General features: G+C 60.1%; 23 protein-coding genes. 12 read left to right on the top strand and 11 right to left on the bottom strand.

The window, feature by feature from the left end; genetic code table 11:
• Window positions 1-31: 31 nt before the first annotated feature.
• From VWY60_RS13535 to sucC, 9 genes are all read right to left on the bottom strand, one after another.
• A complete protein-coding gene (locus tag VWY60_RS13535; protein WP_416540721.1) occupies window positions 32-346 on the bottom strand; it encodes an EthD family reductase in 315 nt (104 codons plus the stop codon).
• Between the two features lie 116 nt (window positions 347-462).
• Window positions 463-1,860 carry a dihydrolipoyl dehydrogenase gene (lpdA, locus tag VWY60_RS13530; RefSeq protein ID WP_416540720.1) on the bottom strand — a complete coding sequence of 466 codons (1,398 nt, stop codon included), beginning with the start codon at window positions 1,858-1,860 and terminating at the stop codon, window positions 463-465.
• 107 nt (window positions 1,861-1,967) lie between these two features.
• On the bottom strand, window positions 1,968-2,378 hold the full coding sequence (locus VWY60_RS13525; protein ID WP_340544289.1) for an MAPEG family protein: 411 nt from the start codon (window positions 2,376-2,378) through the stop codon (window positions 1,968-1,970).
• Window positions 2,379-2,385: 7 nt separating this feature from the next.
• Window positions 2,386-2,793 carry a hypothetical protein gene (locus VWY60_RS13520; RefSeq protein WP_340544290.1) on the bottom strand — a complete coding sequence of 136 codons (408 nt, stop codon included), beginning with the start codon at window positions 2,791-2,793 and terminating at the stop codon, window positions 2,386-2,388.
• A 6-nt stretch (window positions 2,794-2,799) separates the two neighbouring features.
• Entirely contained in the window at window positions 2,800-4,353 is a 1,554-nt protein-coding gene (odhB, locus tag VWY60_RS13515; protein WP_416540719.1) for a 2-oxoglutarate dehydrogenase complex dihydrolipoyllysine-residue succinyltransferase, read from the bottom strand.
• A 6-nt stretch (window positions 4,354-4,359) separates the two neighbouring features.
• Window positions 4,360-7,317, bottom strand: coding sequence for a 2-oxoglutarate dehydrogenase E1 component (locus VWY60_RS13510; RefSeq protein ID WP_416540718.1), 2,958 nt, complete (start codon window positions 7,315-7,317; stop codon window positions 4,360-4,362).
• 265 nt (window positions 7,318-7,582) lie between these two features.
• A complete protein-coding gene (gene sucD / locus VWY60_RS13505; RefSeq protein WP_416540717.1) occupies window positions 7,583-8,467 on the bottom strand; it encodes a succinate--CoA ligase subunit alpha in 885 nt (294 codons plus the stop codon).
• A gap of 1 nt (window position 8,468) precedes the next feature.
• Window positions 8,469-8,918 carry a hypothetical protein gene (locus tag VWY60_RS13500; RefSeq protein WP_416536447.1) on the bottom strand — a complete coding sequence of 150 codons (450 nt, stop codon included), beginning with the start codon at window positions 8,916-8,918 and terminating at the stop codon, window positions 8,469-8,471.
• Between the two features lie 5 nt (window positions 8,919-8,923).
• Window positions 8,924-10,117, bottom strand: coding sequence for an ADP-forming succinate--CoA ligase subunit beta (sucC, locus tag VWY60_RS13495; RefSeq protein WP_340544296.1), 1,194 nt, complete (start codon window positions 10,115-10,117; stop codon window positions 8,924-8,926).
• A 359-nt stretch (window positions 10,118-10,476) separates the two neighbouring features.
• Between sucC and VWY60_RS13490 the strand changes: the two genes are divergently transcribed.
• Window positions 10,477-11,019, top strand: a complete 543-nt coding sequence (locus VWY60_RS13490) for an AAA family ATPase (RefSeq protein ID WP_416540716.1) — start codon at window positions 10,477-10,479, stop codon at window positions 11,017-11,019.
• Between the two features lie 103 nt (window positions 11,020-11,122).
• On the opposite strand, the gene mdh is transcribed toward VWY60_RS13490, so the two are convergent.
• Window positions 11,123-12,085: a malate dehydrogenase gene (gene mdh, locus VWY60_RS13485; RefSeq protein ID WP_340544298.1), complete on the bottom strand. Its 963-nt coding sequence runs from the start codon at window positions 12,083-12,085 to the stop codon at window positions 11,123-11,125.
• Between the two features lie 163 nt (window positions 12,086-12,248).
• Between mdh and VWY60_RS13480 the strand changes: the two genes are divergently transcribed.
• Entirely contained in the window at window positions 12,249-13,004 is a 756-nt protein-coding gene (locus tag VWY60_RS13480; protein WP_416536451.1) for a sulfite exporter TauE/SafE family protein, read from the top strand.
• Between the two features lie 176 nt (window positions 13,005-13,180).
• Here the strand turns inward: VWY60_RS13480 and VWY60_RS13475 are convergent, their stop codons facing one another.
• Window positions 13,181-13,510: a hypothetical protein gene (locus VWY60_RS13475; RefSeq protein ID WP_416540715.1), complete on the bottom strand. Its 330-nt coding sequence runs from the start codon at window positions 13,508-13,510 to the stop codon at window positions 13,181-13,183.
• Window positions 13,511-13,893: 383 nt separating this feature from the next.
• On the opposite strand from VWY60_RS13475, the gene VWY60_RS13470 reads away from it, so the two are divergent.
• From VWY60_RS13470 to VWY60_RS13425, 10 genes are all read left to right on the top strand, one after another.
• Window positions 13,894-14,748 (top strand): HpcH/HpaI aldolase/citrate lyase family protein, encoded by an 855-nt coding sequence (locus tag VWY60_RS13470; RefSeq protein WP_416540714.1) that lies wholly within the window; start codon window positions 13,894-13,896, stop codon window positions 14,746-14,748.
• A gap of 35 nt (window positions 14,749-14,783) precedes the next feature.
• On the top strand, window positions 14,784-15,332 hold the full coding sequence (locus tag VWY60_RS13465; RefSeq protein WP_340544303.1) for an NnrU family protein: 549 nt from the start codon (window positions 14,784-14,786) through the stop codon (window positions 15,330-15,332).
• Window positions 15,333-15,338: 6 nt separating this feature from the next.
• Window positions 15,339-15,542 (top strand): DUF1737 domain-containing protein, encoded by a 204-nt coding sequence (locus VWY60_RS13460; RefSeq protein WP_340544304.1) that lies wholly within the window; start codon window positions 15,339-15,341, stop codon window positions 15,540-15,542.
• Window positions 15,542-16,573, top strand: coding sequence for a MaoC family dehydratase (locus tag VWY60_RS13455; RefSeq protein WP_416540713.1), 1,032 nt, complete (start codon window positions 15,542-15,544; stop codon window positions 16,571-16,573). Before VWY60_RS13460 ends, VWY60_RS13455 begins: the two co-directional genes overlap by 1 nt.
• Window positions 16,574-16,598: 25 nt before the next feature.
• Window positions 16,599-17,231, top strand: coding sequence for a histidine phosphatase family protein (locus VWY60_RS13450; RefSeq protein WP_416540712.1), 633 nt, complete (start codon window positions 16,599-16,601; stop codon window positions 17,229-17,231).
• Between the two features lie 32 nt (window positions 17,232-17,263).
• Entirely contained in the window at window positions 17,264-17,953 is a 690-nt protein-coding gene (locus tag VWY60_RS13445; RefSeq protein WP_416540711.1) for a DUF1194 domain-containing protein, read from the top strand.
• Window positions 17,954-18,145: 192 nt separating this feature from the next.
• Window positions 18,146-18,529 (top strand): succinate dehydrogenase, cytochrome b556 subunit, encoded by a 384-nt coding sequence (gene sdhC / locus VWY60_RS13440; protein ID WP_416536455.1) that lies wholly within the window; start codon window positions 18,146-18,148, stop codon window positions 18,527-18,529.
• Window positions 18,530-18,547: 18 nt separating this feature from the next.
• On the top strand, window positions 18,548-18,919 hold the full coding sequence (gene sdhD / locus VWY60_RS13435) for a succinate dehydrogenase, hydrophobic membrane anchor protein (RefSeq protein WP_340544311.1): 372 nt from the start codon (window positions 18,548-18,550) through the stop codon (window positions 18,917-18,919).
• A gap of 15 nt (window positions 18,920-18,934) precedes the next feature.
• The gene (gene sdhA, locus VWY60_RS13430; protein ID WP_340544312.1) at window positions 18,935-20,740 is read left to right on the top strand and encodes a succinate dehydrogenase flavoprotein subunit; all 1,806 of its coding nucleotides are present in this window, start codon (window positions 18,935-18,937) and stop codon (window positions 20,738-20,740) included.
• Window positions 20,741-20,830: 90 nt separating this feature from the next.
• Window positions 20,831-21,742, top strand: a complete 912-nt coding sequence (locus VWY60_RS13425; RefSeq protein WP_416540710.1) for a hypothetical protein — start codon at window positions 20,831-20,833, stop codon at window positions 21,740-21,742.
• Window positions 21,743-21,821 lie beyond the last annotated feature (79 nt).

Below are 21,821 nucleotides of genomic sequence, written 5' to 3'. Positions count from 1 at the left end.
CAGCAGGGTTCGCCCGGGTGGCAGAGCAGGGTCAGCTCATAAAGACCTCACCGACAAGGATCTGCGGACGCACATTGGTGAAATTGGCGACGTCGTCGATGATTGGTCCGCTTTTTTCGCCCATCGCGCGGTCCAATGTGTCCATATCTGGAAAGGTGATCGTGGCGATCAGCAGATAGGCCGGCGGAATATCCGGGCCGCTTGCAATCCCGCGCGATGCCTCGACGGTTTCCATCAGATCGCCAAAATGTTCTTCGACCAGCGGCAGGTGGGTGGTCTCATAATAATCATAGTCAAACGTCGCGTCGGCGGAGGCGGGGTAGATCACTTGCAGGCTGACAGTCATGGCAGAGGCTCCGGTTCATGAGAAAGCGGCCCACCATGGATGGGCCGCTCTGGTGTGGGTTAGATATCTAGCAGGCGGAGCCCGGGTAGGGCACCCGGTTTCCTGCGCTGCTCCATTTAACTGTGGATCGGACCGTCACCGCAGGCCAGCGCCGCTTCGCGGACAGCTTCGGAATAGGTCGGATGTGCGTGGCAGGTCAGCGCCAGATCCTCGGCGGAGGCGCCGAACTCCATTGCTACACAGATTTCGTGGATCAGGTCACCGGCTGCCGGGCCAATGATCGAAGCGCCCAGGATGCGGTCGGTTTCCTTATCGGCGATCAACTTGACGAAGCCGCCTTCTGCCTGATGCACCGCTTTGGCGCGGGCGTTGCCCATGAACATGAACTTACCCACCTTGATCTTGCGACCTTCGGCTTTCAGCGCATCTTCGGTCTGGCCGACGGTGGCCACCTCCGGTGTGGTGTAGACCACGCCAGGGATCACGCCGTAGTTGACGTGGCCATGTTTGCCCGCAATCACCTCGGCAACGGCCATGCCTTCGTCTTCGGCTTTATGGGCCAGCATAGGACCTTCGATGACGTCACCGATGGCATAGACGCCTTTGACATTGGTCGCCCAATGGGCGTCGGTGGCGATCTGACCCCGTTCGGTCATCTTGACGCCGAGGGCGTCCAGCCCCAGCCCCTCCGCAAAGGGTTTGCGACCCGTCGCTACCAGCACCACATCTGCGTCGATCACCTCTTCGTCGCCGCCTTTTTTCGGCTGGTACTTCACCTTTGCCTTGGTCTTGGCGGCGTCGACCCCTTGGACGGCCGCGCCCATCACAAAGGTCAGGCCCTGTTTTTCAAGGATCCGCTTGAAGCTGCGCTGAACGTCCTTGTCCATACCGGGGCAGACGGCGTCCATATATTCCACCACGGTGACTTCGCTGCCCAGGCGGGCATAGACCGAGCCCAGCTCCAGACCGATGACGCCAGCGCCGATTACCACCATTTTCTTTGGGATCTTCGGCAGGTCTAGTGCGCCGGTGGAATCCACCACGATGCCCTTGTCATTGTCGACCTCGACGCCCGGCAGAGCCGAGGGAACGGAGCCGGAGGCAATCACGATGTTCTTTGCCTCATGGGTGTCATCGCCCACCTTGACCTTGCCAGCCTCCGGGATGGAAGCCCAGCCCTTGATCCAGTCGATCTTGTTCTTCTTGAAGAGGAATTCGATGCCACCGGTGTTCTGGCCGATGACCTCTTTCTTGTAGGATTTCATCTGTGCCCAGTCGACCGAGGGGCTTTTGCCCTTGAGACCCATATGGGCGAAGTTGTGCTCGGCCTCATGCAGCAGATGGGTGGAGTGCAAGAGCGCCTTTGACGGGATACAGCCGACATTGAGGCAGGTGCCGCCGAGGGTTTCGCGGCCCTCGACCACTGCGGTCTTGAGGCCCAGCTGGGCGCAGCGGATAGCGCAGACATAGCCACCGGGGCCGGCGCCGATTACGATCACGTCATAGGATGCCATATTGATGTGCTCCTTGAGGGGTTAGCGATGAAGATCATGGGGAAAGGGGGCGCTGCCCCCGGCCCCTGGCGGGGCCTCCCCCGGAGTATTTTGGGAAAGATGACGGCTCATGTCAGGGCCGCAATCAGCATGAGGGTGGTTGCGAGGTAGCCCACAGACCAGATCAGCGAGCGCCACGGGACCCAGCCAAAGGCATAGGCGGGAATGTAGAGGACGCGCGCGCCGAGGTAGGCATAGGCGCAGGCCGCGGTGAACCCGGTTGACTTGCCCGCCAGTGACACCACCAGGCAGGCGATCCCGAAGAGGATCAGCCCCTCAAAGTGGTTTGACATCGCCCTGTGTAGACGCGCGGTGCGGGTCGAGAGCTGATCGCGCAGATCACCGCCGAGACGATCCCGGTCGCGCGGGCCAAGCGTTTTGCCCTGACCCAGCTCAAGGTTCGCAGGCACCGCCATCAGGGCGATCTGAAACACCTGCAGAAGGGCGGCGAGGGTGAGGGCGGTGAGTTCAGGGGGCATCTAGACCTTACACAATGCTTGTAGAGGTTGCAGATCGGTTTCGCAGCCAGATCACGATGCCGCACAGAGCCACGAAGTTCAGGATACTGGAAACGATGGTGCCAAGAGCGTAAAGCAAGCCCAACCCGATAAGATTGCTGCCAACAAAAAATCCTAGCAGAAGGTATCCACCGTAAAGAATGCCCACTACCGCCCAATCGCGGGCGAGAGCATAGAGAAAAAAGATATAGAATATGCAAACCGCTACCATCGCTTGCGAGTAGGGCGCAATCTCATTCCCAGCAGCAATCTCCAGCGTGCCAATAACGGCGAACAGCCCCCAGACAACGGCGAGCTGAACAAGAGTTGCGCGCGCTGCGAGGCGGCGACCGTCAGCCGCCCGGCCCTTCTCCGTAATCTGGAACAGCGCGCGCATGCTATCCTACAGATCCATCAACAACCGGCGGGGATCTTCCAGCGCTTCCTTGACGCGCACGAGGAAGGTCACGGCACCTTTGCCGTCGACGATGCGGTGGTCGTAGGATAGCGCCAGATACATCATCGGGCGGATTTCCACCTTGCCGTTGATCGCCATCGGGCGGTCCTGGATCTTGTGCATGCCGAGGATACCGGACTGCGGCGGGTTCAGGATCGGCGAGGACATCAGCGAGCCATAGACACCACCGTTGGAGATGGTGAAGGTGCCGCCCTGCATTTCCGCCATCGACAGCTTGCCGTCGCGGGCGCGCGCGCCTTTTTCGGCAATCGCTTTTTCGATGTCAGCAAAGGACATTGCATCGGCGTCGCGGATGACCGGAACCACCAGTCCCGTGGGCGTGCCTGCGGCGATGCCCATGTGGACAAAGTTCTTGTAGACGATGTCGGTGCCGTCGATCTCGGCATTGACCTCGGGCACTTCCTTCAGCGCGTGGCAGCAGGCCTTGGTGAAGAAGGACATGAAGCCCAGTTTCACACCGTGCTTCTTCAGGAACAGATCCTTGTACTCGTTACGCAGGGCCATCACCTCGGTCATGTCGACCTCGTTGTAGGTGGTGAGCATGGCCGCGGTGTTCTGGCTGTCCTTCAGACGCTTGGCGATGGTCTGGCGCAGGCGGGTCATTTTCACCCGTTCTTCGCGCGCGGCGTCGTCGGCTGCCACAGGTGCGCGCACCGGAGCGGCAGCTGCGGGCGCTGAGGCAGTAGCCGCCGGTGCCGCTGCGGCCGCAGCCACAGCGCGGGCGACATCGTCCTTCATGATGCGGCCATCGCGACCGGTGCCCTGGACCTGATCTGCGGACAGACCGGCCTCGGCCATGGCTTTCTCTGCGGAGGGCGCATTGGCGACATCCTTTGCGGGACCGCCCTGACCTGCAGGAGGTGTGGTGTATTGCGCACCACCGGCGGTTTCTGCCTTTGTCGGCTCGGGGGTGACGGCGCCGGCGTCGCCACCGGAGATCACACCAAGTTTGGCCGTTGCATCCACAGTGCTGCCTTCTGCGGCGGTGATTTCGGTCAGAACGCCGGAGACCGGCGCGGGCACTTCGACCGAGACCTTGTCGGTTTCCAGCTCACAGAGCATTTCATCCTGCGCGACGGTATCGCCGACCTTCTTGAACCAAGTCGAGACGGTGGCTTCGCTGACCGATTCACCGAGAGTGGGGACCATCACATCGGTGCTGGCCCCCGCCTTGTCACCGGTGTCTGCGGCTGGCGTGGTATCGCTCTTGGGCGCACCCGAGGTTGCGGCGCCGGAGGACGCACCTTTGGAGATGGTGGCCAGAAGGGCGTCGACCCCTACGGTCTCGCCTTCGGCGGCGACGATTTCACCCAGGGTGCCTGCGGCAGGGGCGGGGACTTCGACGGTGACCTTGTCAGTCTCCAGCTCACAGAGCATTTCATCAGCCGCTACGGCATCACCGGGTTTCTTGAACCAGGTGGCAACGGTGGCTTCGGTCACGGATTCGCCCAGGGTGGGCACGCGAACTTCGGTGGTCATAGGGTGTTATCCTTCGATGCTCAGCGCTTCGTTGACGAGCGCAGCTTGTTGGGCTTTGTGTTCGCTGGCCAGACCCGTCGCGGGTGAGGCCGATGTGGCGCGACCGACATAGATCGGGCGGCTGTTCTTGGCGCCGATACGGGTCAGCACCCATTCGATATTCGGCTCGATGAACGTCCAGGCACCCTGGTTCTTGGGCTCTTCCTGGCACCAGACCATCTCGGCGCCCTTAAAGCGCTCCAGCTCTTTTACGAGGGAGATGGCAGGGAAGGGATAATACTGTTCGATCCGCATCAGGTAGATGTCGTCGATGCCGCGCGCGTCACGTTCTTCCAGCAAGTCATAGTAGACCTTGCCAGAGCAGAGCACCACGCGCTTGATCTTGTCGTCGGCCACCAGATTGGTGTCGGAGTTGCCGTGCTGTGCATCATCCCACAGCACCCGGTGGAAGCTTGAGCCGGTGGTGAACTCCTCGGCCTTGCTGACCGCCAGCTTGTGACGCAGCAGCGATTTCGGCGTCATCATGATCAGCGGCTTGCGGAAGGTGCGGTGCAGCTGACGACGCAGAATGTGGAAGTAGTTTGCCGGTGTCGTGCAATTCGCCACAATCCAGTTGTCCTGGCCGCACATCTGCAGGAAGCGTTCCAGACGGGCGGAGGAATGCTCCGGGCCCTGACCTTCGAACCCGTGCGGCAGCAGGCAGACGAGGCCTGACATACGCAGCCATTTGGATTCGCCGGAGGAGATGAACTGGTCGAACATGATCTGGGCGCCGTTGGCGAAATCGCCGAACTGGGCCTCCCACAGGGTCAGCGCATTGGGTTCCGCCAGCGAGTAGCCATACTCGAACCCGAGGACAGCATATTCCGACAGGGCGGAATCGATCACCTCATACTGCGACTGGCCGCTGCGGATGTTGTTCAGCGGATAGTAGCGCTCTTCGGTCTCCTGGTTCACGATGCCGGAATGGCGCTGCGAGAAGGTGCCGCGCGTGGCATCCTGACCGGCGAGGCGGACAGGGTAGCCTTCAGTCAGCAGCGAGCCAAAGGCGAGTGCTTCACCGGTCGCCCAGTCGATGCCTTCACCGGTCTCGAACATCTTGCCACGGGCTTCGAGGAAACGGCCGATGGTCTTGTGGATCGGGAAGCCCTCCGGCACGCGTGAAAGTGCGGTGCCGATTTCGTTCAGGGTGTCCGGCTTGATGGCGGTACGGCCGCGCTGATACTTGGCGCCGTGTTTGTCGAGGTGCGACCAGCGTCCGTCCAGCCAGTCCGCCTTGTTCGGCTTATAGTTCTTTCCGGCTTCGAATTCCTCGTTCAGGCGAGCCTGGAACGAGGCTTTCATATCCTCAATCTCGCCCTCGGGGATCAGCCCGTCCTTCACCAGACGTTCGGTATAAAGCGACAGCGTGGTCTTGTGGCCCTTGATCTTCTTGTACATCAGAGGGTTGGTGAACATGGGCTCGTCGCCCTCGTTGTGACCAAACCGGCGGTAGCAGAAGATATCCAGAACCACGTCCTTGTGGAACTTCTGCCGGAACTCGGTCGCGACCTTCGCGGCATGGACCACCGCTTCCGGGTCATCGCCGTTGACGTGGAAGATCGGCGCCTCAACCACCAGCGCGTTGTCGGTGGGATACGGAGAGGAGCGAGAGAAATGCGGTGCGGTGGTAAAGCCGATCTGGTTGTTCACCACGATATGCATGGTGCCGCCTGCCTTGTGGCCGCGCAGCCCTGACAGGGCGAAGCATTCCGCCACGACCCCCTGGCCGGCAAAGGCCGCATCACCGTGCAACAGGATCGGCAGAACCTTGCTGCGATCGCGGTCTTTCAGCTGATCCTGCTTGGCGCGCACCTTGCCCAGAACCACCGGATTTACCGCTTCGAGGTGAGAGGGGTTCGCGGTCAGCGACAGGTGGACGGAATTGCCATCGAATTCACGATCTGACGACGCGCCAAGATGATATTTCACATCGCCCGATCCATCCACGTCTTCGGGTTTGAAGCTGCCACCCTGAAATTCGTTGAAGATCGCCTTGTAGGGTTTCTGCATCACATTGGCGAGCACCGACAGGCGGCCCCGGTGCGGCATCCCGATCACGATGTCTCTGATCCCCAGCGCGCCACCGCGCTTGATGATCTGTTCCATCGCCGGGATCAGGCTCTCGCCGCCATCAAGGCCAAAGCGTTTGGTGCCCATGTACTTGACGTGCAGGAATTTCTCGAAGCCCTCGGCCTCCACCATCTTGTTTAGGATCGCCTTGCGCCCTTCGCGGGTGAAGGTGATTTCCTTGTCGTAGCCCTCAATCCGCTCCTTCAGCCAGCTGGCCTGCTCGGGGTCTGAGATGTGCATGTACTGCAGGGCAAAGGTGCCGCAGTAAGTGCGTTTCACGATGTTCACGATCTGGCGCATCGAGGCGACCTGAAGACCCAGAACATTGTCTATGAAAATCGGGCGATCCATGTCGGCTTCGCTGAAGCCGTAGGTGCGCGGATCCAGCTCGGGGTGCTGGGCGTCCTCGCGCATACCGAGCGGATCAAGATTTGCTGCCAGATGGCCGCGGATCCGGTAGGCGCGAATCAGCATCAGTGCGCGGATCGAATCCAGCACGGCGCGCTGGACCTGATCGTCGGTCACTTCGACACCCTTGGCGGCAGCCTGCTCCTTGATCTTCTTGCCGGCGCTCTTGCTCTCTTCCGGGGCGGGCCATTCGCCGGTCAGCGCGGCCGTCAGGTCGTCATTGGGAGCAGGCGGCCAGTCGGAGCGCGCCCAGGAGGGGCCTGCGGCCTCGGCCTTCACGTCGAGCTCTGCGTCCCCCATCTGCCGGAAAAACTCCGCCCAGGCGGCATCCACCGCATTGGGGTCATTGGCATATTGGGCATAGAGCTGCTCCAGATACTCCGCGTTGTGCCCCTGCATGAAGGAGGAGGCATGGAAGAGATCGTTAGGGCTCTGGTCGGTCATGAGAGTACCTCTTGCGGGTTGGGACCGGTTTTGGTGCGACCTTGGGTCAATGCGTTGCAGCCTGATCAGAAGGCGTTTCGGAAGAGTAAAACGCCCTCGGAATCCTGCAGCAGATAAGAACGGCCTCTGGAGGTAACAATCTTATCTGCAAAAGGATCCCCGAAACGGGAAGACGAGCGGCCCGGACAGCCGCTCGGTTCCCGGACAGACAGGGTATGCCCGTCCGGGATTTGGTCCTTGATGCCATATGAGGCAGCCTTCGGCATTATTTGCCGATAGCTTTCAGAACGGCCTCGCCCAGGGTGGCCGGGCTGTCAGCCACAACGATACCAGCGGATTTCATCGCTTCGATCTTGTCCTCTGCGCCACCTTTGCCGCCTGCGACGATCGCGCCGGCGTGGCCCATGCGACGGCCCGGAGGGGCAGTACGGCCTGCGATGAAGCCAGCGACCGGCTTCCAGCGACCTTTTTTCTTCTGCTCGGCGATGAATTCTGCCGCTTCTTCTTCAGCGGAGCCACCGATCTCACCGATCATGATGATGGATTCGGTTTCCGGATCGTCCAGGAACATATCCAGCACGTCGATGTGCTCGGTGCCCTTGATCGGGTCGCCGCCGATGCCCACAGCGGTGGACTGGCCGAGACCGATATCGGCGGTCTGCTTAACAGCTTCATAGGTCAGGGTACCCGAGCGGGACACAACGCCGACCGAGCCACGCTTGTGGATGTGGCCGGGCATGATGCCGATCTTGCAGGCATCTGGAGTGATGACGCCGGGGCAGTTCGGGCCGATCAGACGCGATTTGCTGTCTTCCAGCGCGCGCTTCACCTTCATCATGTCCAGAACCGGGATGCCTTCGGTGATGCAGACAATCAGCTCCATTTCGGCGTCGATGGCCTCAAGGATGGAGTCAGCCGCGAAGGGCGGTGGCACGTAGATCACGGAGGCATTCGCCTCGGTGACGTGCTTGGCTTCGTGCACGGAGTTGAACACCGGCAGGTTCAGGTGGGTCTGGCCACCTTTGCCGGGGGTCACGCCGCCGACCATCTTGGTGCCATAGGCGATGGCCTGTTCGGAGTGGAATGTGCCCTGCGAGCCAGTGAAGCCCTGACAGATGACCTTGGTGTTTTCGTCGATGAGGACTGCCATTTTAGGAGTCTCCTGTAAATTCTGTGGGGGTTTGCCACACGAGCATCGAGCTACCTGTAGTATAGGGACTCGCGTTTCGACCGCCTTTGAGTGCTGGATTGAACTGGAATGAGATCTCGATGATTTCTTCTTTTTCGGTAGAAACCATGCAAAGCACCTCGACCGCCACGTCTCCGTGCTCCGACGAAAGTCGACTGTCTGGGAATGCATAATTCTCAATGCCGACAATAGTAGAAGTCCAGTAGTTCGAAGCTGTAATGGTGAGACTATTGATCCCTTCAAAACGTTTGCCCAACGCTTTCAAAGCTTCGGTCTGGCAAGCCTTATCGCGTTTCGACACCTTTGACTCAAAGTACTGATGCTGGCTCTCGAGAATGAGTTCTTGAGCCACGACAGGGGTTGCACCAACGAGAGCCAGCGCAGCGACCAGAAGGGATTTGAAGCCTTGCATCGGGTTTACCCCTTAACCGCTTTCACGATCTTCTCGGCGCCGTCGGACAGGTTGTCGGCTGCGATGACATCAAGACCGGAGTTGTTGATGATGTCTTTGCCGGCTTCCACGTTGGTGCCTTCGAGGCGAACAACCAGCGGAACCTTCAGGCCGACTTCTTTCACCGCGGCGACCACGCCTTCGGCGATGACGTCGCAGCGCATGATGCCGCCGAAGATGTTGACCAGGATGCCTTTGACGTTCGGGTCAGAGGTGATGATTTTGAACGCTTCGGTCACTTTCTCTTTGGTGGCGCCGCCGCCAACATCGAGGAAGTTCGCAGGCTCAGCGCCGTAGAGTTTGATGATGTCCATGGTGGCCATCGCCAGACCCGCACCGTTCACCATGCAGCCGATCTCACCGTCCAGAGCGATGTAGTTCAGATCGTATTTGGAGGCTTCCAGTTCCTTGGGGTCTTCCTCGGTGGTGTCGCGCAGCTCGGAGATATCGGCGTGGCGGTAAACCGCGTTGCCGTCGAAACCGACCTTGGCGTCCAGGACCTTCAGATCGCCACTGTCGGAGACGATCAGCGGGTTGATCTCCAGCATTTCCATGTCTTTTTCGACAAATGCCTTGTAGAGTTGGCCCATCAGTTTGACGCATTGCTTGATCTGTTGGCCCTCAAGACCCAGCGAGAAGGCGATGCGGCGGCCGTGGAACGGCTGGTAGCCGGTTGCCGGATCAACGGAGAAGGACAGGATCTTCTCGGGGGTGGCTTCCGCCACTTCCTCGATGTCCATGCCGCCCTCGGTGGAGCAGACAAAGGAAATGCGCGAGGTCTGGCGGTCCACCAGCAGCGCGAGGTAAAGTTCGGTCTGAATGCCGGAGCCTGCCTCGATGTAGATGCGGTTCACCTGTTTGCCGGCCGGGCCGGTCTGGTGGGTCACAAGCGTGCGACCCAGCATTTTTTTGGCTTCGTCAGCGGCTTCTTCGACCGACTTGGTCAAGCGCACGCCGCCTTTTTCGCCCGCGTCGGCTTCCTTGAAGGAGCCTTTGCCGCGGCCACCTGCGTGGATCTGAGCTTTAACCACCCAGAGCGGGCCGTCCAGCTCACCAGCTGCGGTTTTGGCATCTTCTGCCTTGAGAACCACACGCCCGTCCGAAACCGGCGCGCCGTAGCTGCGGAGGAGGGCCTTGGCCTGATATTCGTGGATGTTCATCTGAAACTGTCCCGTCTGGCTGCAATTGTCTTGTCTAATACGCCGTCATGGCGCCAATGTTTAAAGGGTTTTCTCACAGCTGGTAAAGAATTCCCGAAGATTTATCGAATTTGTGATCACAGTTTTCCAGCGTGTGATCACAAATTTACGGAATGTGAATGCAGTTGATTCGATGGGAGGGGTTTGGATCCTGACCGACCGTAAGATGCCCGGATGCGGCATTCGACCGCCCGGACGCCGCGCGTGTGGCACGAACTGGGCATGTGGGGTCGCCGTCTCAGCGGGGCACGGCAGAGATTTCCAACACCCGAGCGCTGAGGCGACGGGCAGTTTCCATGATGCAAAAGGGGGGGGGCTTCATGACCGAGGGGACAGCGCGGCATGTCATTCTTTCGGGATGTTCAGGGGGTGGAAAATCCACTCTACTGACTGAGTTGGGATGGCGCGGGTTTGCGACTGTGGCCGAGCCGGGGCGTCGGATCGTCGCCGAGGAAAAGCTGGGGAGCGGCGCTGCGCTGCCATGGGTGAATATGGAAGCGTTTTCGCGACGGGCGATGGATCTTGCGCGCGAAGATCGCCGCTGCGTTTCTTCTACCCGGGGATGGGTGTTCTTTGACCGGGGGATGGTGGATGCGGCGGTCGCGTTGTCGCATGTCACCGGACGGCCTGTTGGCGATATTCTGGCCAAATCCGAACGCTACCACGATCTGGTGGTCCTAACGCCGCCCTGGGCGGAGATCTATTGCCAGGACGCCGAGCGGCAGCATGGTTTCGGACAGGCTGTTGAGGAGTATGACCGCCTGGTAATGGCTTATCGACGGCTCGGCTATCGTGTCGTTGTCCTGCCTAAAACGACTGTTGCGGCTCGAGCCGATATCGTGCTGCGCCTTCTTGGGATCTAACTGGGTACAGGCGGGGGCGGCTTCCTGCTGGAGGCCGTGCGGCAAGAAAAAGGCCCGCCAAGATGGCGGGCCTTCTAAAATGACGTGTTTCTTGCCGTCGAATTCAAGCCAATGAGCCGTCGATACCTTTGCAGGCTTCGACCAGGCCTTTGACTGCGTTGACTGAATTGTCGAACATTGCCTGCTCGTCTGCGGTCATCTTGATGTCGATGACGCGTTCGATACCTCCGGCACCAATCACCGTGGGCACGCCAACATACATGCCTTTGAGGCCCAGAGCACCATCAACATAAGCCGCGCAGGGCAGGACGCGCTTTTGATCTTTGAGGTAGGCTTCTGCCATTTCAATCGCCGAGGTGGCGGGCGCGTAGAAGGCCGACCCGGTTTTCAGAAGGCCGACAATCTCGGCGCCACCGTCACGGGTGCGCTGAACGATCGCGTCGAGTTTCTCCTGGCTGGTCCAACCCATTTTCACCAGGTCCGGCAGCGGGATGCCCGCGACGGTGGAGTAGCGTGTCAGCGGAACCATCGTGTCGCCATGTCCACCCAGCACAAAGGCGGTGACATCTCTCATGGAGACGTTGAACTCTTCAGCCAGGAAGTGACGGAAGCGGGCGCTGTCCAGAACACCGGCCATGCCGCAGACCTTTTCGTGGGGCAGGCCCGAGAACTCGCGCAGGGCCCAGACCATTGCGTCCAGCGGGTTGGTGATACAGATCACAAATGCGTCCGGCGCGTGGTCACGGATGCCTTCACCGACGGATTTCATAACTTTGAGGTTGATGCCCAAGAGGTCATCGCGGCTCATGCCGGGCTTGCGCGGGACACCGGCCGTGACGATGCAGACGTCGGCGCCTGCAATGTCCTCATAGGACTGGGTGCCCTTCATTTTGGCATCGAAGCCCTCCGAAGGACCGGATTCTGCGATGTCGAGCGCCTTGCCTTCAGGGGTGCCTTCGGCAATGTCGAACAGGACGACGTCGCCGAGTTCTTTCAGTGCTGCGAGGTGGGCAAGTGTGCCGCCGATCTGGCCTGCGCCGATCAGGGCGATTTTGGGTCGAGCCATTGGAATATCTCTCCGGTCCGGTTGTGATTGCCGGGAGGACTAAGCCCTTCTGTGTCTTGGCGCAAGATCCCTGCGTGGCTACGGCTGATCTGCCGCAGACTGTTCATTTCGGACGGATCTGTTTAAAAAATCGACATATGAGGCACTTAGAGGGATTTCTCAGATGCCCGAGATCACGGTTATGTTTTTTCTGGTGGCGGTTCTGGCAGTTACCTTCGCGGGTGTTTCCAAGGCGGGCTTTGGCTCTGGCGCTGCCTTTGCCTCATCCTCGATTCTTGCTCTGATTGTGGAGCCTGGTGTGGCACTAGCCTTTATGTTGCCGTTGCTGATGCTGATTGATGTGGCATCACTCCGACCGTACTGGGGGCGCTGGCGGATGCGCGAGTCGCTTTTGCTGATTGTCGGCGGTTTGCCCGGTGTGCTGTTGGGGGCTGTCTTCTACCGATCTGTCGACGCAGATGCCATGCGGATCCTCATCGGTGTCATCTCGGTGGGGTTTGTGGCTTGGCAGCTGTCGGGGCATCTGCGGGCGCGATTGGCAGAGCCGCGTGAGAACGCTGATGTGACCGGGCTGTTGGCCGGACTGGTTGCGGGGTTCACCAGCTTTGTAAGCCATGCCGGCGGGCCGCCGGCGGCGGTCTATCTGCTGGGGCGCAACATGACCAAGACGGAATATCAGGCCTCTACCGTATTGGTGTTTGGCGTTCTGAATATGGCGAAGTTCGTGCCCTATGCGATGCTTGGGTTGGTGACCCCGGCATCGTTGACACTTGATCTGATGTTGGCGCCCTTTGCCTTGCTGGGGGCCTGGATCGGGGTGCGGCTGCACCACCGGGTATCTGAGCCGCTATTTTTTGGACTGACCTATGTTTTATTGCTGGCCACGGGGACCAAGCTGATCTGGGATGGGTTGACCTAATGATCGACCCCGCCCCAAAGGTTTAAAATGCCGGAGCCAGAGAAATCCAGGTGTCTTTATCCGTGCCCGTAGTCCCGGTCAGCCAGATTGGCAGAGGGCCGTTTGCTGCTCCCCTCCGCCGCTAGACGAACCGACCAATTGGGCAGGTGGTCTTCTGTCTTCGGGTGGGCCGTCTGTCAGGCGTCACTGTCGACAGCCGGGAGCGCCTCAGCCAGGAACTCAAAGGATTGGCCCGAGGCAACAAGGCATGTCACCCCACCCGGCGTTGTGATCGTGATTGTCCAGCTGCCAGTGTCGGCCGAGGCGAATGTTTCCATCACGACACCACGTTGGCCAATCCCAATGCTTTGGCGGCTTTCACCGTAGCGCTCAGCCAGCCGTTTCACGACCTGATCGCGGGGCGCGCAGTTATTGCTGGTTTGTGCCGTCGCCGGCAGGGCCATAAGACCAAGTGCCGCCAGCGTGGCGCCTTTGAGAACTGCAACTTCAAACGTCTTCTTCAACATGGGTTTTACCCTTTCCGGAAGATCCGGCAGCGGGGCGGTCCCTCGGGTCGTGTGATCCGACCCGGGCGGGTCATGCATCGCGCCGGTATCGCGTCATCGTCTGTGCGGATCTGTTTGCCCGCTCCCGGAAGGGTCGTGCCGTTTTGGTTCGGTCCTCATCCGGTCTGAAAAGTGTTGCAAATAGATGCTGACATCCCATTAACGCAGAGTTCTCCTTGATTTTTCTTTAAAATAATAAATCGTTCCAAGTGTTTAGGTTTTCACGGTGACTCGCTTCCAACCGGTGTGATGTCGGGAATTCTGCGCTGCGGCGTAATTTCACTTGAAAGCTTCCTTTCACTTGGATACCCGTTTGCGCAACAAAATGTCTCAGGAGGTCGCTCATGGATCCGCGCACACGTCCCTATCGTTCGGTACTTTACATCCCCGGTTCCAAGCCTCGCGCGCTCGACAAAGCGCGCAGCCTGCCTGTGGATGCGATTATCTTTGACCTCGAGGATGCCGTTTCTGCCGATGAGAAGGAAAACGCCCGGGCGACGCTGGCGGCGGCACTGGACGAAGGGGGGTATGGCGGTCGGATGAAAATCGTTCGGATCAACGGTCTGGACAGCCCCTGGGGCGCCGCGGATGCAGAGGCGGCGGCCGAGATGGATTGCGATGCAATACTGCTGCCCAAGGTGTCCTCTGCCGCTGACCTGGATCAGCTGTCCAAGGTCACAGGCGATACGCCGCTCTGGGCAATGATGGAAACGCCTCGCGGCATGTTGAACGCAGCAGAAATCGCCGCACACCCGCTGCTTCAGGGCATGGTGATGGGCACAAATGATCTCGCCAAGGAGCTACAGGTCCGTTTCCGCGCGGATCGGCTGCCGTTGATGGCCGGGCTCGGTCAATGTCTGCTCGCGGCAAAGGCGGAAGGGATCATTATTGTGGACGGGGTCTATAATGCCTTCAAGGATGGCGAGGGCCTTGCAGTGGAGTGTGCCCAGGGCCGCGACATGGGGTTCGACGGCAAGACGCTGATCCATCCGGCGCAGGTCGATGTGGCGAATACGGCCTTTGCTCCGTCAGAGGATGAGATTGACCTCGCCCGTCGTCAGATCGCGGCCTTCGATGCAGCCGAAGCAGAGGGGCAGGGGGTCGCGGTGGTCGATGGCAAGATCGTCGAAAACCTGCATGTCGCCACGGCCCGCGAAATTCTCGCAAAAGCGGATGCAATTGCGGCGTTTTCCGCCTAGGCGTTGGGTCAGTCATATTTCTTGGGGAGACTGACATGGCATTGTTGCTTCTAGGCATCCTGATCTGGTGGGGCGCGCATTTCTTCAAAAGGCTGGCGCCGGATGCGCGCGCCGCAATGGGGGGGCGTGGCAAGGGGATGATGGCGCTTGCGCTGCTTGCAAGCGTTGTCTTGATGGTGATTGGCTACCGCAGCGCCGAATCCTTCGATCTGGCGCTGCCGCCCCCGTTTCTTACCCATATCAACAACACTCTGGTGTTGCTTGGCCTCTACTTTACCAGTCCTGGCCCCAGCAAGGGGGCGCTGTTTTACAAGCTGCGTCACCCCATGCTGCTCGGCTTTGCGATGTGGGCCGTGGCGCATCTTCTGGTGAACTGGGATCCGGCCTCTTTTGTGCTCTTTGGCAGTATGCTCGTCTGGGCGCTGGCTGAAATGGTTGTGATCAACCGGTCCGAGCCGAACTGGACCCCGAACCCTAAAGGCAGCATCGCAAAAGATGGGATGTTCCTTGTCGCGTCGATCGTGCTGCTGGGGGTGATCGGCTATATCCACGGGCTGGTTGGCCCTTCGCCGTTTCCGGGGTGATCGCTGATGAAACTCTATCGTTTTCTGTCCGAGGACGACACCTCGGCCTTCTGCCACAAGGTGACCGATGCACTGAACAAAGGGTGGGAGCTTTATGGCAGCCCCACCCAGACCTTCGATCCGGTGAAGGGTATCATGCGCTGTGGTCAATCTGTGGTGAAAGAGGTGCCCGGCACCTATACCCCTGACACCAAATTGGGAGATCACTAATGGCCAAGACCAATCCGGGCCGGTTCTTTGAGGACTATGCCGTCGGCGACGTGCTGCATCATGCGGTGCCGCGGACGGTTTCAGGTGGGGAGCGCGCATTGTATCATGCGCTCTACCCGGCGCGACATGCGCTCTATTCCTCGGATGAATTTGCGCGCGGGTGTGGTCTGGCTCAATCGCCGCTGGAGGATCTGGCGGCGTTTCACATGGTTTTTGGCAAAACCGTGCCGGATGTTTCGCTGAATGCGGTGGCGAACCTCGGTTATGCGGAGGGGCGCTGGCACCTGCCTGTTTACCCGGGCGACACCCTGCGCGCCGAGAGTGAGGTGATTGGGGTCAAGCAGAACTCAAACGGAAAGTCCGGCGTGGTCTACGTGCGGACGCGTGGCCTCAACCAACATGATGATTGCGTGCTTGACTATGTTCGCTGGGTGATGGTGCGCAAAGGCGATCTGGACGTCCCTGCGCCGGAGACCTGCATTCCGGACCTGGCCAGGGTGATCTCTGCTGAGGAGCTGGTCATTCCGGCCGGGCTGGATTTTTCCAACTATGATTTCACGCTGGCAGGCGAGACGCATCGCTGGGGCGACTATGAGGTTGGCGAGCAGATAGACCATATTGACGGGGTCACTGTTGAAGAGGCTGAGCACATGCTGGCCACGCGCCTGTGGCAGAACACGGCCAAAGTGCATTTCGACACCACCGCGCGGCCCGATGGCTCACGATTGATTTATGGTGGTCATGTGATTTCCATGGCGCGGGCGCTGTCGTTCAACGGCCTTGCCAATGCACAGATGATCGTGGGGCTGAATGGAGGCGCCCACGCAAACCCCTGCACATCCGGCATGACCATTCGCGCCTGGTCGGAGGTTCTGGACAAGGCGGAAACCGCGGCTCCCGGGGTTGGGGCAATCCGGTTACGTCTGGTTGCGACGAGTGGCGGTGCTCCGTTCCAGCTGAAGGGGGATGACAACAAATATCGGCCCGAGGTCCTGCTGGATCTGGACTATTGGGCCCTGATGCCACGATGACCTACGCGGGATCAATGGGTGTGAAATGATCGAACTTGATCCCGCCACTGTTCTTTACATCACGCATCCGCAGGTGGAGATAGACGCGGCTGTCGCCCCGCCTGATTGGGGGCTGTCCGCGATCGGCTCAGCGCGGGTGGCGCACCTGGCGCAGCGTCTGACGATATTGAAGCCGACAGGCAAGGCGGCGGTGATCGCCAGCGCCGAACGCAAAGCGGTCGAGACCGCCGCGCCGCTGGCCGCCGCGCTTGGGGCGCTGGTCAGCTGTCGACCGAACACGCATGAGAACGATCGCTCCAGCACAGGGTATCTTTTGCCTGAGGCCTTTGAGGTGCAGGCTGATGCCTTCTTTGCGAAGCCGTCGCAGTCGGTACGCGGCTGGGAGAGAGCTATGGATGCGCAGGCGCGGATCCAGCGGGAGGTTCAGGCGGTGGAGCAGGATTACCCGGATTCAGCGCTAGTTTTCTGTGGTCACGGGGCGGTCGGCACACTGCTATACTGCGCCTTGAGGGGCGTGGCGATTGATCGGCGCTGGGATCAGCCCGCTGGTGGCGGCAATTGGTTCGCCTATGATCGGCACAGCCGCCAGGTGCTGGGTCACTGGGCGCCGATCGAGACCCTGTTTGCGGGACAGCGGGCGGGCTGCGAAAAACGATAGGGCAACCGCCCGGTTTTCGCTAAGCTTGGAATATGCGGATCCTTCGACTGTGCGTTTTTATGCTTGTGACACTGGCGCCGATGCAGACGCGGGCGTGCGATCTTGCCTTGGTTCTGGCGGTTGACGTCTCCGGCAGCGTCGATGTCGAGGAATACCGCACGCAGATGGAGGGATTGGCTGCGGCGCTGCGCGATGGGATCGTCGCCGAGGCTCTGGTGCGGGCACAGGCGCGGGTAGCGCTAATTCAATGGTCGGGCAGCGGGCGCCAGGACCTGACGCTCAGCTGGCGCAGCGTCACAGATTTCCCGGCGGTCGACCGGCTGGCTGCGGAGATTGCCAGTGCTCCGCGCCCCTGGCGCAACTACGCAACCGGCATCGGTGAGGCACTGCAGCTGGCGTTGGAGCAGTTCCAGCTGGTGCCGAGCTGTCGCCGCCGGGTGATCGATGTTTCTGGTGACGGGCCGTCGAATGAGGGGATCGAGCCGACGGCGATGCGCGGTGCTCTCAGCGCGGCAGGGGTGACTGTCAATGCGCTTGCAATTGAGGAGAGCGAGCCGGATCTGACGGCGTATTTCTTTGAACAGCTCATTCACGGACCCGGCGCCTTTGTTCAGACTGCGGCCAGATTCGACGACTATCCAGATGCGATCCGCAAAAAACTGTTGCGGGAAGTGGCACAGCAAAATGCAGATTTGGGCAGCTTTGTCCCGTCAGTCCATTAAATTCGCGAACACCATGTGATTCTGTAAGGATTCACCTATATGCTGTTTTGTGATCACTTACCGGAACCGTGTGATCACATATTGTTGTTTTCGTAGCATTCCCAAAAATAACTGCGCATTTTTACCGCTCGTTTGCGTGACAGGACGCAAAAAACCGCTAAAACGTCGTCAGCTAACCGGAAAGGAGCCAACATGGCCGATGTAAATCGGGGCAACCGCCCGCTTTCGCCACATTTGCAGGTCTACCGCCCGCAGATCACTTCGATCACCTCGATCCTGACGCGGATTACGGGCAATGCCTTGCTTGTGAGCGCGCTATTGATCGCCTGGTGGTTTCTGGCGGCGGCAACTTCTGAAGATTATTTCCGCACCGCAAATGCGGTGATGACCAGCTGGCTCGGCGACATCGTGATGAGCCTGTCGGTGCTGGGCCTCTGGTACCACACGCTGGCCGGTGTGCGTCACCTGATTTGGGACAACGGCAAGATGTTGGATCTGGAACCCGCGCAGAAACTGGGCTGGGCCGTCATTATCGGATCGGTTGTTCTGACCGTCCTCACCCTTGTTATCGTCTGAGCTGAAGGAGTTGTCGCAATGCGCTATTTGACAGATCGCAAGCGTGCCGTTGGCATGGGTGCAGCAAAATCCGGTACAGCACATCACTGGTCGATGCAGGTCAGCTCCATTGGATTGCTGATCCTGGTTCCGCTGTTTGTCTTCACCTTTGGCTCCGCGCTGGGGGGATCCTACGAAGAGATCACAGCCTATTACGCGCGCCCGTTCCCGGCGCTGGTTGCTCTGCTGACCATCTGGGTGGGCATGATGCACTTCAAATCCGGCGCGCAGATTATGATCGAAGACTATGTTCACGGTTTTGCAGGTCGTCTGACGATTATTCTGATCACCTGCCTGTCCTATGCCGTGGCCGCTGTCAGCGCCTATGCGCTGATCCGCCTGGCCCTGTAAACTCCGAGGTTCTCAATGGCTGCTTACGAATACGAAACACATGATTATGACGTGGTCGTGGTTGGCGCCGGTGGTGCTGGCCTCCGTGCGACCCTCGGCATGGCAGAACAGGGCCTGCGCACAGCCTGTGTGACCAAGGTGTTCCCGACCCGCTCCCACACCGTCGCGGCGCAGGGCGGCATCGCGGCATCGCTGTCAAATATGGGGCCTGATCACTGGCAATGGCATATGTATGACACCGTCAAGGGGTCTGACTGGCTGGGTGACACCGACGCGATGGAATATCTGGCCCGTGAAGCGCCCAAGGCGGTTTATGAGCTGGAGCATTACGGCGTGCCGTTCTCGCGTACCGAGGAAGGCAAGATCTATCAGCGTCCCTTTGGCGGTCACACCACAGAGTTCGGCGAGGGTCCCGCCGTGCAGCGGACCTGCGCCGCTGCGGACCGGACCGGCCACGCCATTCTGCACACACTCTATGGTCAGTCGCTGAAGAACAATGCTGAGTTCTATGTCGAGTATTTCGCCATCGACCTGATCATGTCCGAGGACGGGCAGTGTCAGGGCGTTGTCTGCTGGAAGCTGGACGACGGCACCATGCATGTTTTCAACGCCAAGATGGTTGTGCTGGCGACCGGCGGTTACGGCCGGGCCTACTTCTCTGCCACCTCGGCGCATACCTGCACCGGCGACGGGGGCGGCATGGTGGCGCGCGCAGGCCTGGCGCTGCAGGACATGGAGTTCGTGCAGTTCCATCCGACCGGCATCTACGGCTCCGGCTGTCTGATCACCGAGGGCGCGCGTGGCGAGGGTGGCTATCTTACCAACTCCGAAGGCGAGCGGTTCATGGAGCGCTATGCGCCCCAGTATAAGGACCTCGCGCCGCGTGACTATGTTTCGCGTTCGATGACCATGGAAATCCGCGAAGGTCGCGGTGTTGGCGAGCATGGCGACCACATTCACCTGAACCTCAGCCACCTGCCGGCCGAGGCGCTCGCCGAGCGGCTGCCGGGCATTTCCGAAAGCGCCAAGATCTTTGCCGGTGTTGACGTGACCAAGGAACCGATCCCGGTTCTGCCCACGGTGCACTACAACATGGGCGGTATCCCGACCAACTATTGGGGCGAGGTGCTGAACCCGACCGCAGATAACCCGACCGCCGTTGTGCCGGGCCTCATGGCCGTGGGCGAGGCGGGCTGCGCCTCGGTGCATGGTGCCAACCGTTTGGGGTCGAACTCGCTGATCGACCTCGTGGTCTTTGGCCGCGCCGCAGCGATCCGTGCGGGCAAGGTTGTCGATGCGGATGCCCCGAACCCGGTGCTGAACCAGGCACAGGTTGACAAGGCCTTTGATCGGTTTGATGGTCTGCGCCACGCGAAGGGCGGTATACCGACCGCTGATCTGCGTCTTGAGATGCAGCGCACCATGCAAAGCGACGCTGCCGTGTTCCGCACCTCGGAGACCATGTCCGAAGGCGTAACCAAGATGACAGCGATCGCTGCTAAGCTTGATGATCTGGCTGTGACCGATCGGTCTCTGGTGTGGAACTCGGACCTGATGGAAACGCTGGAGCTGACCAACCTGATGCCAAACGCGCTGGCCACTATCGTTGGCGCCGAGGCGCGCAAGGAAAGCCGTGGCGCCCACGCGCATGAGGATTTCACCAACCGAGACGACGAAAACTGGCGGGTTCATACCGTCAGCCGCGTCGATGGCAACAAGGTGGATCTGTCCTATCGCCCGGTGATCGTCGAGCCGCTCACCACTGAGGCCGAAGGTGGCATCAGCGAGGCGAAGATCGCGCCCAAAGCACGGACCTTCTAAGAGCGTGATGCAGGCAGCCCCAGCATATCAGATTGCAACATTTCCCCGCATACGCGGGGGAGTGGCGACATCTGTGCAGGTGGTCGCGTGATGGCGACAGGTCGGACATCATCGGTGATGCCGGTTGCAGGCGTTGTTGGCAATGCGGGCTGTTGGCCAGAACTCGGCTGGCGGCCCGATGCTGCGCTGCGGATGTTCGGGATGCGTCGTTCCGGCAATCATGCGGTAGCCAATTGGTTGCAGCGCAATGCGCCGCACGGACAGGCGTTGTTCTTCAACAATTGCAAATCGGGCCGGGGGCCGCTGGCGCATCATCAGGGGCTGGAGCGCAACGCTGTGCAGCTGGCGCGCCATGATACGCGCGATCTGGCAGGGTTGGGGGCAACGCTGGGGGCCGGTGGCCTTTTGCTCATCTCATATGAGGATACGGTGCCGTCGGACTTCGGTCTGGAACGGCCAGTTTCCGGTGATCTGGATGAGACTCTTCTGAGCGATGATATCCTGTTGCTGCGTGGGTTTCTGAACTGGTCGGCCTCGCTTTTGAAGAAGCTACAACGGAACCCGGATTTCACGGTAGCGCATCGTAGCGCTTCGGTGCTGCGGGCGATCGACAGCTACCGCAAGATGCTGGAGTTGGTCGCGCGGGCGGATGATCTCGCTCTGACCGTGATTGACTATGATGTCTGGATACATGACGCGGAATACCGCTCCGCTCTGCTGGATCGACTGGGGCTGCCCTGCGTTGACAATACCCTTGGCAAGGTTCAGCGCTATGGTGGTGGTTCGTCCTTTGATACGCCAGAGGCTGGCGCCGATTTTGATTTGCGGACGGATCAGCGCTGGCAGCGCATGTCGGGTGACGCTGAGTATCAGGCGATACTGCATATCGCAGCGCGTGACACGGCACTGCTTGCCGCGCTGAGCCGACACTACCCTGACGATGCCAAAAGGCTTGCGTCGCTTGCAGATCAGACGCCGATAGCGGCGGGAGGGCTGCGCTGATGCTGCCCTGCGCCTACCAGATTGCGACCGACCGGGTCGCTACACCGACAGATCTTCGTTCCGGCCCTGCCGGAGCGCG

Source organism: Phaeobacter sp. JH20_26 (assembly GCF_048056275.1).
In the GTDB taxonomy this organism is placed as follows: Bacteria; Pseudomonadota; Alphaproteobacteria; order Rhodobacterales; family Rhodobacteraceae; genus Phaeobacter; species Phaeobacter bryozoorum.
This window is presented reverse-complemented; position numbering and strand designations above follow the sequence as displayed.